Source organism: Pseudoxanthomonas sp. PXM01, from assembly GCF_014851815.1.
Taxonomy (GTDB): domain Bacteria; phylum Pseudomonadota; class Gammaproteobacteria; order Xanthomonadales; family Xanthomonadaceae; genus Pseudoxanthomonas_A.
In genome coordinates, this window is the sequence record NZ_JACVAJ010000002.1 from 809,378 (window position 1) to 821,563 (window position 12,186).

Annotated in this window: 13 protein-coding genes; 6 read left to right on the forward strand and 7 right to left on the reverse strand. The window is 67.1% G+C overall.

Translation table 11 applies throughout. From position 1 onward, the window contains the following. Nucleotides 1–51: 51 nt before the first annotated feature. The 3 genes from nrdR to IB230_RS13200 all read right to left on the reverse strand — a co-directional run bounded on the left by nrdR (nt 52) and on the right by IB230_RS13200 (nt 2,482). A complete protein-coding gene (gene nrdR / locus IB230_RS13190; RefSeq protein ID WP_192272899.1) occupies nt 52–585 on the reverse strand; it encodes a transcriptional regulator NrdR in 534 nt (177 codons plus the stop codon). A gap of 9 nt (nt 586–594) precedes the next feature. Beyond that, nucleotides 595–1,848: a serine hydroxymethyltransferase gene (gene glyA, locus IB230_RS13195; RefSeq protein ID WP_192272901.1), complete on the reverse strand. Its 1,254-nt coding sequence runs from the start codon at nt 1,846–1,848 to the stop codon at nt 595–597. Between the two features lie 133 nt (nt 1,849–1,981). Then, nucleotides 1,982–2,482, reverse strand: coding sequence for an RcnB family protein (locus IB230_RS13200; RefSeq protein WP_192272903.1), 501 nt, complete (start codon nt 2,480–2,482; stop codon nt 1,982–1,984). A gap of 215 nt (nt 2,483–2,697) precedes the next feature. Here IB230_RS13200 and ettA point away from each other — a divergent pair, with 215 nt between their 5' ends. Next, on the forward strand, nt 2,698–4,365 hold the full coding sequence (ettA, locus tag IB230_RS13205) for an energy-dependent translational throttle protein EttA (protein WP_192272905.1): 1,668 nt from the start codon (nt 2,698–2,700) through the stop codon (nt 4,363–4,365). Nucleotides 4,366–4,424: 59 nt separating this feature from the next. Here the strand turns inward: ettA and IB230_RS13210 are convergent, their stop codons facing one another. Then, nucleotides 4,425–5,252: a DUF3667 domain-containing protein gene (locus IB230_RS13210; RefSeq protein ID WP_192272907.1), complete on the reverse strand. Its 828-nt coding sequence runs from the start codon at nt 5,250–5,252 to the stop codon at nt 4,425–4,427. Between the two features lie 41 nt (nt 5,253–5,293). Then, a complete protein-coding gene (gene pncB, locus IB230_RS13215; RefSeq protein WP_192273926.1) occupies nt 5,294–6,463 on the reverse strand; it encodes a nicotinate phosphoribosyltransferase in 1,170 nt (389 codons plus the stop codon). A gap of 223 nt (nt 6,464–6,686) precedes the next feature. On the opposite strand from pncB, the gene IB230_RS13220 reads away from it, so the two are divergent. Next, nucleotides 6,687–7,772, forward strand: a complete 1,086-nt coding sequence (locus tag IB230_RS13220) for a methyl-accepting chemotaxis protein (RefSeq protein WP_192272909.1) — start codon at nt 6,687–6,689, stop codon at nt 7,770–7,772. 9 nt (nt 7,773–7,781) lie between these two features. Here the strand turns inward: IB230_RS13220 and IB230_RS13225 are convergent, their stop codons facing one another. Then, nucleotides 7,782–8,105, reverse strand: coding sequence for a Rieske 2Fe-2S domain-containing protein (locus IB230_RS13225; protein ID WP_192272917.1), 324 nt, complete (start codon nt 8,103–8,105; stop codon nt 7,782–7,784). A gap of 88 nt (nt 8,106–8,193) precedes the next feature. Here IB230_RS13225 and IB230_RS13230 point away from each other — a divergent pair, with 88 nt between their 5' ends. The 4 genes from IB230_RS13230 (at nt 8,194) to IB230_RS13245 (ending at nt 11,230) form a co-directional block, all read left to right on the forward strand. Then, nucleotides 8,194–8,469 (forward strand): hypothetical protein, encoded by a 276-nt coding sequence (locus IB230_RS13230; protein ID WP_192272919.1) that lies wholly within the window; start codon nt 8,194–8,196, stop codon nt 8,467–8,469. Nucleotides 8,470–8,533: 64 nt separating this feature from the next. Then, nucleotides 8,534–9,241 carry a fumarylacetoacetate hydrolase family protein gene (locus IB230_RS13235; protein ID WP_192272921.1) on the forward strand — a complete coding sequence of 236 codons (708 nt, stop codon included), beginning with the start codon at nt 8,534–8,536 and terminating at the stop codon, nt 9,239–9,241. Between the two features lie 105 nt (nt 9,242–9,346). After that, nucleotides 9,347–9,748: a large-conductance mechanosensitive channel protein MscL gene (gene mscL / locus IB230_RS13240; RefSeq protein ID WP_192273927.1), complete on the forward strand. Its 402-nt coding sequence runs from the start codon at nt 9,347–9,349 to the stop codon at nt 9,746–9,748. 93 nt (nt 9,749–9,841) lie between these two features. Continuing rightward, nucleotides 9,842–11,230 (forward strand): M28 family peptidase, encoded by a 1,389-nt coding sequence (locus tag IB230_RS13245; RefSeq protein ID WP_192272923.1) that lies wholly within the window; start codon nt 9,842–9,844, stop codon nt 11,228–11,230. An 86-nt stretch (nt 11,231–11,316) separates the two neighbouring features. Here IB230_RS13245 and IB230_RS13250 read toward each other — a convergent pair whose 3' ends face one another. Then, nucleotides 11,317–12,186 (reverse strand): TrmH family RNA methyltransferase, encoded by an 870-nt coding sequence (locus tag IB230_RS13250; protein WP_343227319.1) that lies wholly within the window; start codon nt 12,184–12,186, stop codon nt 11,317–11,319.

Here is a 12,186-nt window from a genome sequence, read left to right on the forward strand (position 1 = left end):
CAGCGCCGTCACATGCTGCGGGTGCCGCCCGATCCCCTCGATGCGCACGGCTCAGCGCTTCTTGTTCTTGTCCGCGTGCTTGTCGAACGGGACCACGTCGCCGCTCAGCAGGGACAACTGGCCGGCGGCGGGCAGGTCCCGCTCCAGCTTCTCGATCTCGTCGCGGAAATCGGCCACGTCCTCGAAGCTGCGGTAGACCGAGGCAAAGCGGACGTAACCCACGTGATCCAGCTTGCGCAGCTCGCTCATGACGAACTCGCCGATCTTGCGCGAGGCGATCTCGCGCTCGCCGCTCATGCGGATGGCATGGATGACCGCTCGCACCGCGGCCTCGATCTGCTCTTCCGACACCGGACGCTTCTGCAGCGCACGGTCGAACCCGGCGCGCAACTTGCGGGCATCGAAGGTGTCGCGGCGGCCATCACCCTTGATGACCGCCGGCAGCTTGATCTCGATGTTCTCCAGCGTCGAGAACCGCTCCCCGCACGCCTCGCACTCACGGCGCCGACGGATCGTCGCGCCGTCCTCGGACACGCGAGAGTCGATCACGCGCGTGTCGGTGTGCTGGCAGAAGGGGCAGTGCATCGTCGTCGATCAACCGTAGACGGGATACTTCCGGCACTGCGCGGTGACGCTGTCGCGTACCTTGGCCAGCACGGCCTCGTCGCTGGGCGCGTCGAGCACGTCGCAGATCCAGTTGGCAAGGTCGACGCAGTCCTGCTCGCCATAGCCACGCGTGGTGACGGCGGGCGTACCGATGCGCAGGCCCGACGTCACGAAGGGCTTGCGCGGATCGTTCGGCACGGAGTTCTTGTTGACGGTGATGTGCGCCTTGCCCAGCGCCTCTTCCGCGTCCTTGCCACTGACGTCCTTGCCGATCATGTCGACCAGCATCAGGTGGTTCTCGGTGCCGCCGGACACGATCTTGTAGCCGCGCGCGATGATCGTCTTGGCCATAGCCTGTGCGTTCTTCACCACCTGCGACTGGTAGGTCTTGAAGTCGGGCTCCAGCGCTTCCTTGAAGGCCACCGCCTTGGCGGCGATCACGTGCATCAGCGGACCGCCCTGGATGCCCGGGAAGACGATGCTCTGCAGCTTCTTCTCGATCTCTTCGCCGGCACCCTTGGCGACGATGATGCCGCCACGCGGACCGCGCAGCGTCTTGTGGGTGGTCGAGGTGACCACGTGAGCGTGCGGCAGCGGATTCGGGTAGACACCGGCGGCGACCAGGCCCGCCACGTGCGCCATGTCGACGAACAGGTAGGCGCCGACCTTGTCGGCGATCGCGCGGAAGCGCGCCCAGTCGACGATCTGCGAATAGGCCGAGAAGCCGGCCACGACCATCTTCGGCTTGTGCTCCAGCGCCAGACGCTCGACTTCGTCGTAGTCGATCAGGCCCTGGTCGTTCACGCCGTACTGGACAGCGTTGAAGATCTTGCCCGAGGCATTGACCTTGGCGCCGTGGGTCAGGTGACCGCCGTGAGCCAGGCTCATGCCCAGGATGGTGTCGCCGGGATTCAGCAGGGCGAAGTAAACCGCCTGGTTGGCCTGCGAGCCGGAATGCGGCTGCACGTTGGCATAGTCGGCGCCGAACAGCTGCTTCACACGGTCGATCGCCAACTGCTCGGCGATGTCCACGTACTCGCAACCGCCGTAGTAGCGCTTGTGCGGGTAGCCTTCGGCGTACTTGTTGGTCAGTACGCTGCCCTGGGCCTCCAGCACGCGGGGGCTGGCGTAGTTCTCGCTGGCGATCAGCTCGACGTGATCCTCCTGCCGGCGCGCCTCATGGGCGATGGCCTGGGCCAGTTCGGGATCGTAGGTTTCGATGCGGGCGTCGCGCGGGAACATCGGGTCTCCGGGGGCAAGGGCGGGCGGGATGGCCGATTGTAGCCCGCCAGGCCTCCGCCGACCCCGTCCACCCGGCCCCGGAAAAGGAAAAGCGCACCGGAGCGCGCTTTTCGGGGACATCGGGCCGGCTAGCTCAGTGGTGCAGCAGCAGGTCGGCGATGATGCCGGTGGCGATGGCGACCATCAGCATGTTGCCGCGGTCGTCGCGGATCCAGTGGTAGCCACGGGGCGGACGACGCAGGTGGTAGTAGCCGTAGTCGTTCACCACGTAGACCGGACCCCGGTAATGGTCGCGGTAGCGCTGGCCGCGGGCCCAACGGTGGTAGCTCGGCGCCGGTCGGTACACGACACGTGGCGGGGCGTGATAGCGGCGGTCGTCGTAACGACGGTCGTAGCGGCGATCATCCCGGCGTCCGTCGTTGTAACCGTGGCGATAGGCTTGGCGCTGGTCGCGGCGGTCGTCCCGACGATCCTCCCGCCAGTCGCGGCGATCATCGCGACGGTCGTCCCGGCGGTCGTAGTGGTGCGAACGGCCCCGGTCGTGGCCGCGGTCGTCGCGCGCCAGCACGGGAGCGGTGACGGCGAAGGCCAGGACGGCGCAGGCCATGCTCTGGAAAAGACGCTTGGTGTTCATGGAAAGCCCTCTGTGTGGCACGTGAGCCCATCATGCCGATCACATCTGAACCGATTCCCGCTGGAAAACGGTTACGGCTGCGTCAACGCCAGGTAGAGGAAATGTATTCAGCCGCCGGTCGGCCGGGCCCGAACGGCTATAATCGCCGCCTTCCCCTTTGCCCCATCGCCCGCCGCTGCCCGGCCGGGTGCCGGGGCCTGCGTACCGGAGCCTGCATGTCCTCGCAATACATCTACACCATGAACCGGGTCAGCAAGGTGGTCCCGCCCAAGCGGCAGATCATCAAGGACATCTCGCTGTCGTTCTTCCCGGGCGCGAAGATCGGCCTGCTGGGCCTGAATGGCGCGGGCAAGTCCACCGTGCTGAAGATCATGGCCGGCGTGGACACCGACTTCGAAGGCGAAGCCCGCCCGCAGCCCGGCATCAAGGTCGGCTACCTGGCGCAGGAGCCGGAACTGAATCCCGAGCACACCGTCCGCCAGGCCGTCGAAGAGGGCGTGGGCGACGTGCTGCAGGCGCAGGCGGCGCTCGAAGCCGTCTACGCCGCCTATGCGGAAGAAGGCGCCGACTTCGATGCGCTGGCCAAGGAGCAGGAGCGCCTTGAGGCCATCCTCGCAGCGGGTGACGCGCACACGCTGGAAAACCAGCTGGATGTGGCCGCCGACGCGCTGCGCCTGCCGCCGTGGGACGCGATCGTCGGCAAGCTCTCCGGCGGTGAGAAGCGCCGCGTCGCGCTGTGCCGCCTGCTGCTGCAGAAGCCGGACATGCTGCTGCTCGACGAACCGACCAACCACCTGGACGCCGAATCCGTCGAGTGGCTGGAGCAGTTCCTCGCCCGCTACACCGGCACCGTGGTGGCCGTCACCCACGACCGCTACTTCCTCGACAACGCCGCCGAGTGGATCCTCGAACTCGACCGCGGCCGCGGCATCCCGTGGAAGGGCAACTACACCGACTGGCTGGTGCAGAAGGACGAGCGCCTGAAGCAGGAAGACAACCAGGAAAAGGCCCGCCAGAAGGCGATCCAGAAGGAACTGGAGTGGTCGCGCCAGAACGCCAAGGGCGGCCGCTCGAAGGGCAAGGCCCGTCTGGCCCGCCTGGAAGAACTGCAGTCGGTCGACTACCAGCGTCGCAACGAGACCAACGAGATCTTCATCCCGCCGGGCGAGCGCCTGGGCAACTCGGTGATCGAGTTCAAGAACGTCTCCAAGAAGTTCGGCGACCGCCTGCTGATCGACAACCTCAGCTTCCTGGTCCCGGGCGGCGCCATCGTCGGCATCATCGGCCCCAACGGCGCCGGCAAGTCGACGCTGTTCAAGATGATCACCGGGCAGGAGAAGCCGGACTCCGGCGAGATCGTCAAAGGCCCGACCGTGCAGCTGGCCTACGTGGACCAGAGCCGCGACAAGCTGGAAGGCAACCACAACGTCTTCCAGGAAATCTCGGGCGGCCTGGACATCCTCAACATCAACGGCGTCGAGATCCAGTCGCGCGCCTACATCGGCCGCTTCAACTTCAAGGGCCAGGACCAGCAGAAGATGGTCGGCTCGCTGTCCGGCGGTGAACGCGGCCGCCTGCACATGGCGAAGACGCTGCTGCAGGGCGGCAACGTGCTGCTGCTCGACGAACCGTCGAACGACCTGGACATCGAAACCCTGCGTGCGCTGGAAGACGCGCTGCTGGAATTCCCCGGCAACACGTTCGTCATTTCGCATGACCGCTGGTTCCTGGACCGCATCGCCACGCACATCCTCGCCTTCGAAGGCGACTCGCACGTGGAGTTCTTCCAGGGTAACTACCGCGAGTACGAGGAAGACAAGAAGCGTCGTCTGGGCGAAGAAGGCGCGCGTCCGCACCGTCTGCGCTTCAAGGCGCTGAAGTAGGCCACTTCTCGCACCGTCTTGGAAACGCCGGCGAAAGCCGGCGTTTTTCTTATGCTCGATCAGCGCAAGCCGGATGCCACCAGCAGGACGGCAACGATCAGGGCGGTAAACAGACTCTGGGCCAGCACGAACATCACCAGACCCGCCAAGGCACGGAATGCGGTTGCCCAACGCGAGTGATGCTGGAACAGCTGGATCAAGGAGAAGACCGCATACACGAACACGACAGGCAGAATCCACGCCTGCACGTTCGGCACCCAACGCTGCACCGATACGGCGACCGCCATGAACACGAACGTCTGTACCGTCAGGAAAGCCGACACCACGAGCCACTCGGGATAGTTCAGCCCGCGCCCACGGAACGCCAGTCGGAACGCGGCAGCTTCAAGCGGCAGGCAAAGCAGCGTGAAGGCCGTGAGATGGCCGTTGATCCAGTCTCTCACCATCGCGAACGTGTTCGTCACCACCGCAGGATCGGCGACGTCGCCACCGCCCATGGCACGTCCCTGTGAGTAGCCGGCCTGCATCGCCGATCCCACCAGATCGCCTCCCAGCAGGTACTTCCCCAGCACCACCACCGCGGCAGCCGAGATCATGAGCAGCAACAGCGGCTTGACCTGGTTCGCACGCCGTCCTTCCAGATAGGCGCGCATCAGATGCCCCGGCCGCAGCATCAGTTCCTTCAGCGAATACAGGATGCCCCGATCCATGTGGAGCACGCTGTGCTCCAGCTCGTGCCCCAGGAAATGCCAGTCGATGCGATGCGCCGGCGTCGGCTGGCCGCAGGCAGGGCAGAACTTTTGCTCGTGACCATCAATCGCCCGTACGCAGTTGGCGCACTTCCCCGTATCCGACATCGCCATCCCCATGGCTGCAAAGCGTCGCATTCTAGAGCGGAGCACCTGCGTTTGGGAAAGCGGCGACCGCCTCACTCCATCGGCAGTCCGAACACCTTGCGCAGGTAGGCGACGAAATCTGGGTCATCGCTCATGCCCTTGCCCGGCGTATCGCTGACCTTGGCGACCGGCTGTCCCTGGCAGCGCACCATCTTCAGCACCAACTGCAGCGGTTTCGGGCCGAGGTCGTTGGTCAGGTTGGTGCCGATGCCGAAGCCCACCTTGCAGCGCCCACGGAAGTGGGCGTGGATGCGCAGCACGGCGTCGATGTCCAGGCCGTCACTGAAGACCAGTGTCTTGCCCTGCGGGTCGATCCGCTGCGACTCGAGGTGTGCGATGACCCGATCGCCCCAGGCCAACGGGTCGCCGGAGTCGTGGCGCATGCCATCGAACAGCTTGCTGAAGTACAGGTCGAAATCGCGCAGGAACGCATCCAGCCCCACGACGTCCGACAGCGCGATGCCGAGATCGCCCCGGTACTCCTGCGCCCATGCCTCGAAGGCCGCCCGCTGCGAATCGCGCAGGCGCGGACCCAACTGCTGGAACGCCTGCAGCCACTCATGCGCCATCGTGCCGTGCGGCGTCATGCCGTACAGGCGCGCGAAGTGGATGTTGCTGGTGCCGACAAACTGGCCGCCCAGCACCTGCTGGCAGATCGGCAGCAGCCGTGCGTGCCAGTCGTGCGAGTAACGTCGCCGCGTACCGAAGTCGGTGATGGTGCAGTCCGGCGCGGCATCGCGCAGCCGTCCCAGCTTCGCGCGCAGGCGGCGTTCGCCTTCCTGCACGTCGCCGTCCGGCTGCGCGCGCATCCAGGTCTCGCTGATGATCGCCAGCACCGGCACTTCGAACAGGATGGTCTGCAGCCATGGGCCGTCGATGGTCAAGTCCAGCTCACCCGGCACCTGTGTGGAGGGCGCGATGTGCACATGGCGCCGCCGCAGCTGGAACTGCTCCAGGAAGTCGACGAAGTCCGGCTTGATATAGCGCAGCGTGGACAGGAAACGCAGTTCGTCGTCGCTGAAACGCAAAGTGCAGAGCCGGTCGATCTCGGACGAGATCGCGTCGAGGTGCTGCACCAGGTCCACGCCCGGCGTGCGGCACTTGAAGCGGTACAGCACCTGCGCGCCCGGGTGCTGGTGCAGCACCGCCTGCATCATCGTCAGCTTGTAGAGGTCGGTGTCGAGCAGCGAGGGGATCATCATGCCGGTCACGCCACGTGCCGTCGGGGGGTCTCCATGGTCGCACGGCGCGCGTGCGTCATCGCAGTCGATCTCGGTGCACTGCCCCATCACGGGGAAATCCTGCACCGCCAAGGTGCCGATTAAAGCGGTCCGCGCGCTCGCCGATAGCGCCTCAACCACGGGATCGATCGCGTACCGCCGCCCCGCGACGCCGCACCGCCCGCCCTTCCGCGCAAGGAGATCCATGAACGCATGCCCCGCCGCTTCCGCATCCGACGCCGGCATCGACGACCACATCCAGTCCGTGTCCGGACTGTCGGACTCGCTGTTGAAGCAGCTGCGCCAGTCGCTGCAGAAGATCGACGAGATCAACCGCGTCACCCGCATCATCTCGATGAACGCCCGCATCGAGGCCGTCCGCATCGGCACGGCCGGACGCAGCTTCGGCGTGATCGCGGAAGAGATGGATACGCTGTCGCGGCGGGTCAGCGATACGGCGCGCGAGATCGACCAGATGGCGGGGCGCACCAGCACCGACCTGCGCGAGCGGCTGGACGAGTTGCAGACCAATGTCCGCCGCACCCGCCTGACCGATCTGGCGCTGGCCAACATCGACCTGATCGACCGCAACCTGTACGAACGCAGCTGCGACGTGCGCTGGTGGGCGACCGACGCCGCCATGGTCGCGGCCGTGCAGGACCCGCACCCGGCAGCGCTCGCCCACGCAAGCCAGCGCCTCGGCCAGATCCTCGATTCGTACACCGTCTATTTCGACCTGGTGCTCGCCGATCTGCAGGGCAACGTCATCGCCAACGGTCGGCCGCGCCAGTACCGCTCGGCGGGCCAGTCGGTGGCGCAGCAGGCCTGGTTCCAGTCGGCGATGGCCACCGCCAGTGGCGAGGCGTTCGGTTTCCAGTCGATGCATGCCAGCCCGCTGGCAGGCGGCGAGCGCGTGCTCGTGTACGCCTGCACGGTGCGCGAGGGCGGTCGCGTGACGGGTCGCCCGCTCGGCGTGCTCGGCATCGTGTTCCGCTGGGACGCGCTCGCGCAGACCATCGTCGAGCGGACGCCGCTGTCGGAGGCCGAGTGGCGTCGTAGCCGGGTCTGCATCGTCGATGGGCAAGGGCAGGTGCTGGCCGATACCGCGAGTGGTGACGCGACGTCACCGCGCCTGGACTTCCTCGGCCGCGCCGCGTTGTTCGCCCAGTCGCGCGCGGCCGTCGACCTGGTCATCGATGGCCGCGCGCATTGCGTCGCGCATGCCGCGTCACCGGGCTACGAGACCTACCGCACCGGCTGGCATTGCGTGATCGTGCAGGGCATCGACTGAGGCTGCCGCTCAGGCCAGCCAGACGCCATCGTCGCGCACCTGCACGGCGACCGCACGCAGCGAGTCGCCGCGGCAAGGCCCCGCCACGCAATCGCCGCGTACCAGCTCGAATGAGGCACCGTGGGCCGCACAGACCAGGTGGCCCTCCTTGCTCTTGAGGAACTGGCCCGGCGCCCAGTCGAGTCGACGGCCCGCATGCGGGCAGACATTCAACCAGGCGCGTACATCTTCGCCGTCCCGGAAGAGGATCAATGACTCGGCATCGTCGCCGATCGTGGCCTCTACCTCGGCAAAACCACCGTCGACGATGTCATTCAGTGCACTCAGTCGCATGGCGTTTAACGAAGTCCTCACACGGTCACATAACGGTCATCCGATACTGCGGCACCGGCCCCCGCCGCATTCTGCACGACGCAACGCCATGTACGCACGCCACTTCCAGTTCAACGCCTTCCGCCACGCCTTCGCTCCGCGCAAGCCGCGCCATCCGCTGCTGCGGGTCGGCCTGGGCCTGTTGGGCGTCGCATTGCTGGGCGTGCTGGTGTTCTTCAGCGTGTTCGTCGGCGCCGCCATGATCGCGGCCGGCCTGGTCTACAAGCTGGTGCGCCAGCGCGGCAAGCCGCAGGCGCGCGATGCGCGCGTGGTGGACGCCGAGTACCACGTGGTCCGCAAGCCGGTGCTGCCGCTGCCGCGTTGATGCCATTCGCGGGAACCCGGTTCCCGCCTACACTCAGCGGCCGTTTGTTCATCGTCCGGCCGCCATGACCGACCTCATCCCCGCTCCTCCCGTTCCCCGCGTGCCTGTGCGCGGCGGCGCCACGTTCCCGGTTCGCCGCATCTTCTGCGTCGGCCGCAATTTCGCCGACCATGCACGCGAGATGGGCGCCAGTGCGCCCGCCTCCAAAGCCGAGCGCGGTACACCGGTGTTCTTCCACAAGCCGGCCGACGCCATCGTCACCGGCGATGCCGACGTCCCCTATCCGCCCGGCACGCAGGATCTCCACCATGAGGTCGAACTGGTGGCGGCCCTTGGCACCGACGCACCGTCCGGCGAACTGAGCCGCGAGGCCGCCGCCTCGCTGGTGCTCGCCTACGGCGTGGGCCTGGACCTGACCCGCCGCGACCTGCAGGCCGCCGCCAAGGCCAAGGGCCTGCCCTGGGATACCGGCAAGGGCTTCGATCATTCCGCGCCGATCAGCGAACTGGTGCCGATCGCCGACGTAGGCTCACTGGAAGATCGCACGCTGACGCTGCGGGTGAACGGCGAGGTGCGTCAGCATGGCGCGCTGCACGACCTCATCTGGGATGTGCCGGACATCCTGCAAGAACTGTCGAAGCTGTATGCATTGAAGGCGGGGGACCTGGTCTTCATGGGCACGCCGGCAGGCGTGGCCGCCCTGGTGCCTGGCGACACGCTTACCGCTTCGCTGGACGACGTGGTGACGCTGCAGGGACGCATCGTCGGCTGAGGCGAGCGCGGTGGCCGGTGCCGCCAATGTCAGTCAACAAGCCACGTCACGCGCGCTATAGTCGCCCCCGATGGCGCGATGGCGTCGATGGATGAGGAAACCGGCATGGGCATGGTCAGCGAGTTCAAGGAATTCATTTCGCGCGGCAACGTAGTCGACCTGGCGGTCGGTGTGGTTATCGGCGCCGCGTTCGGCAAGATCGTCAGCAGCCTGGTCGACGGTATCGTGATGCCGCTGGTGGGCCTGCTGCTGGGCGGCGTGAAGTTCGGCGACCTCGCGGTCACCTTGCGTGCGGCGGAGCTGGATGCCGCCGGCAAGGAGATCGCACCCGCCCTCCTGCTGAAGTACGGCGCCTTCCTGCAGACCACGATCGACTTCCTGCTGATCGCCTTCGTGATCTTCCTGGTACTGAAGGCCTACAACCGTGTGCGCGCACCGGCACCCGCCGCCGCGACACCGGAAGACGTGCTGCTGCTGCGCGAGATCCGCGATTCGCTGAAGAAGTAAGCGGACGCTGCATTCCGAACCGGCAACACCGGCAAAGGAACCGCGAGGCCACGGGCTGCTAAGCTCGTGGCCTTCGTTTTTCCGGGATACGCCATGCGCTTTGCTCCGCTGCTGCTCGCACTGACCCTCGCCATTCCCGCCTTCGCGGCCCAGCGCGAAACCCGCATCCCCGACGCCGCCCTCGCCACGGCCGCGGCGTTGCGCGAACAGGCATTGGCCGACGACACCGGCTGGAAAGTCGTGGAGTCGCTGACCACCGAGATCGGCCCGCGCCTGGCGGGCAGCGAAGCCGACGCGAAAGCCGTGGCGTGGGCAGAAGCGAAGTTCAAGGCGCTCGGCTTCGACAAGGTGTGGCGGGAGCCGGTGACCTTCCCCAAGTGGGTGCGCCGCAGCGAACACGCCGCCATCGTCGGCGCGCACGCCCAGCCGATCACTATTACCGCGCTGGGCGGCAGCCCGGCCGGCACGGTGGAGGCGGAGATCGTCCGCTTCGCCGACCTGGCCGCACTGGAAGCCGCGCCAGAAGGTTCGCTGGCCGGCAAGATCGCCTTCGTCGACTACCAGATGAAAGCCGCGCGCGATGGCAGCGACTACCGCAACGGCGGCGCCATCCGTTCGAAGGGACCGTCCGCGGCGATCCGCAAAGGTGCCGTCGCCTTCCTGATGCGCTCGGCCGGCACCGACAACCACCGCGTCGCGCATACCGGCATCACCCGCTTCGACGAAGGCCTGACGCCGGTGCCGTCCGCCTCCTTGACGATTCCCGACGCCGACCAGCTGGCGCGTCTGTTGCAGCGCGGCCCGGTGCGCGTGTCGCTGGCGCTGGACTGCGGCTGGGACGGCGAGTACACCTCGCACAACGTCATCGGTGAGATCACCGGGCGCAGCCTGCCGAAAGAGGTCGTGGTGATCGGCGGCCATCTGGATTCGTGGGATCTGGGCACCGGTGCGATCGACGATGGCGCCGGCATCGGCATCACCATGGCGGCCGGCCACCTGATCGGCCAGCTGAAGCAGGCGCCGAAGCGCACGATCCGGGTGATCGCGTTCGCCAACGAGGAGCAGGGCCTCTATGGCGGCAAGGCCTATGCCGAGAAGCACCTGGCCGACATCACCCACCACCAGATCGCCGCCGAGAGCGACTTCGGCGCAGGCCGTATCTACGCCTTCAACACCGGCGCGCCCGAGCATGCGCGCAAGGCGACCGAGCAGATCGCGCAGGCGCTGGCGCCGCTGGGCATCGAGTACGCGCCCGGCAAGGGCAGCGCAGGCCCGGACATCAGTCCGTTCGCCGCGAAGGGCATGGCCTGGGCGTGGCTGGCGCAGGACGGCAGCGACTACTTCCACCTGCACCACAACGCCGACGACACGCTGGACAAGATCGATCCCGCCGCACTGGCGCAGAACGTGGCCGCGTACACCGTATTCGCCTATCTGGCAGCAGAGGCCGATGGTGACTTCGGTAGCCAGCTCAAGGAATGACGGCGTAGAGCCGAGCTTGCTCGGCTATCGGAACGTCGAGAAAAAGCAGCGGAGCAAGCAGCTCCGCTCTACAACGGCAGAAGAGCTCAGCGGGCGCGCTGCGCCCACTGCGCCAGGAACACCGCGGTCGCGGCGGCGACGTTGAGGCTCTCGACGGCGCCGCTGCCGGGAATCGACAGGCGCGCATCGCAGGCGTCGGCGAGGCGTGCATCCATGCCCTCGCCTTCCGCACCCATCACGTAGACGAGACGCTGCGGCAGTTGGGCCGCGAACAGATCGTCACCACCACGTACGACCGTCGCGGCCAGCGAGAATCCCGCGTTCCGCAGCTGTGCCGCCGCATTGTCGGTCTGCCCCATGCGCACCAATGGCACCTGCTCGGCGCCGCCTTCGGCGACGCGCGCGGCCGCGCCGGAAATCGCGAGCGTCGAGTCGCGCGGCAGCAGGATGCCGGCCACGCCGAAATGCGCGGCCGACCGCAGGATCGCGCCGAAGTTGTGCGGATTGCCCACGCCGTCCAGCCACAGCGCCGCCACGGGCTTGCCCTCTGGCAGCGTGCGCAGCCAGTCGCCCATCGGCACCGGCTCGACCTTCAGCACATCGGCAACCACGCCTTCATGGTGCGTGCTGCCAGCGAGCCGATCGAGATCGCCTTCCTCCACCACCCGATAACCGACGCGCTGCTTCACGCACCACGCCAATAGCGGCTTCAGTGCCGGAATACGCGACTCGATCAGGTAGACCTTGCGGATCGCTTCCGGCCGACGCGCAAACACGGCGTGCACCGCGTTGAGCCCGTACAGGCGCAGCTCGTTGCGTCCGGCGCCTGCAGGACGCTCCTCACGCGGGTGCGACTGAGCACGCGGCGCATGGTCGTCCTGCGACCGCGGCGGACGACGCCGGTCGGTCGGGCCACCGGGGCCTCGTGGCGGACGGTTGTTCCAGGGGTTGCTCAC

Coding starts and splice junctions, on each gene's coding strand:
- nrdR (WP_192272899.1), bottom strand. CDS start 585: ATGCACTGCCCCTTCTGCCAGCACACCGACACGCGCGTGATCGACTCT.
- glyA (WP_192272901.1), bottom strand. CDS start 1,848: ATGTTCCCGCGCGACGCCCGCATCGAAACCTACGATCCCGAACTGGCC.
- IB230_RS13200 (WP_192272903.1), bottom strand. CDS start 2,482: ATGAACACCAAGCGTCTTTTCCAGAGCATGGCCTGCGCCGTCCTGGCC.
- ettA (WP_192272905.1), top strand. CDS start 2,698: ATGTCCTCGCAATACATCTACACCATGAACCGGGTCAGCAAGGTGGTC.
- IB230_RS13210 (WP_192272907.1), bottom strand. CDS start 5,252: ATGCGACGCTTTGCAGCCATGGGGATGGCGATGTCGGATACGGGGAAG.
- pncB (WP_192273926.1), bottom strand. CDS start 6,463: ATGATGATCCCCTCGCTGCTCGACACCGACCTCTACAAGCTGACGATG.
- IB230_RS13220 (WP_192272909.1), top strand. CDS start 6,687: ATGAACGCATGCCCCGCCGCTTCCGCATCCGACGCCGGCATCGACGAC.
- IB230_RS13225 (WP_192272917.1), bottom strand. CDS start 8,105: ATGCGACTGAGTGCACTGAATGACATCGTCGACGGTGGTTTTGCCGAG.
- IB230_RS13230 (WP_192272919.1), top strand. CDS start 8,194: ATGTACGCACGCCACTTCCAGTTCAACGCCTTCCGCCACGCCTTCGCT.
- IB230_RS13235 (WP_192272921.1), top strand. CDS start 8,534: ATGACCGACCTCATCCCCGCTCCTCCCGTTCCCCGCGTGCCTGTGCGC.
- mscL (WP_192273927.1), top strand. CDS start 9,347: ATGGGCATGGTCAGCGAGTTCAAGGAATTCATTTCGCGCGGCAACGTA.
- IB230_RS13245 (WP_192272923.1), top strand. CDS start 9,842: ATGCGCTTTGCTCCGCTGCTGCTCGCACTGACCCTCGCCATTCCCGCC.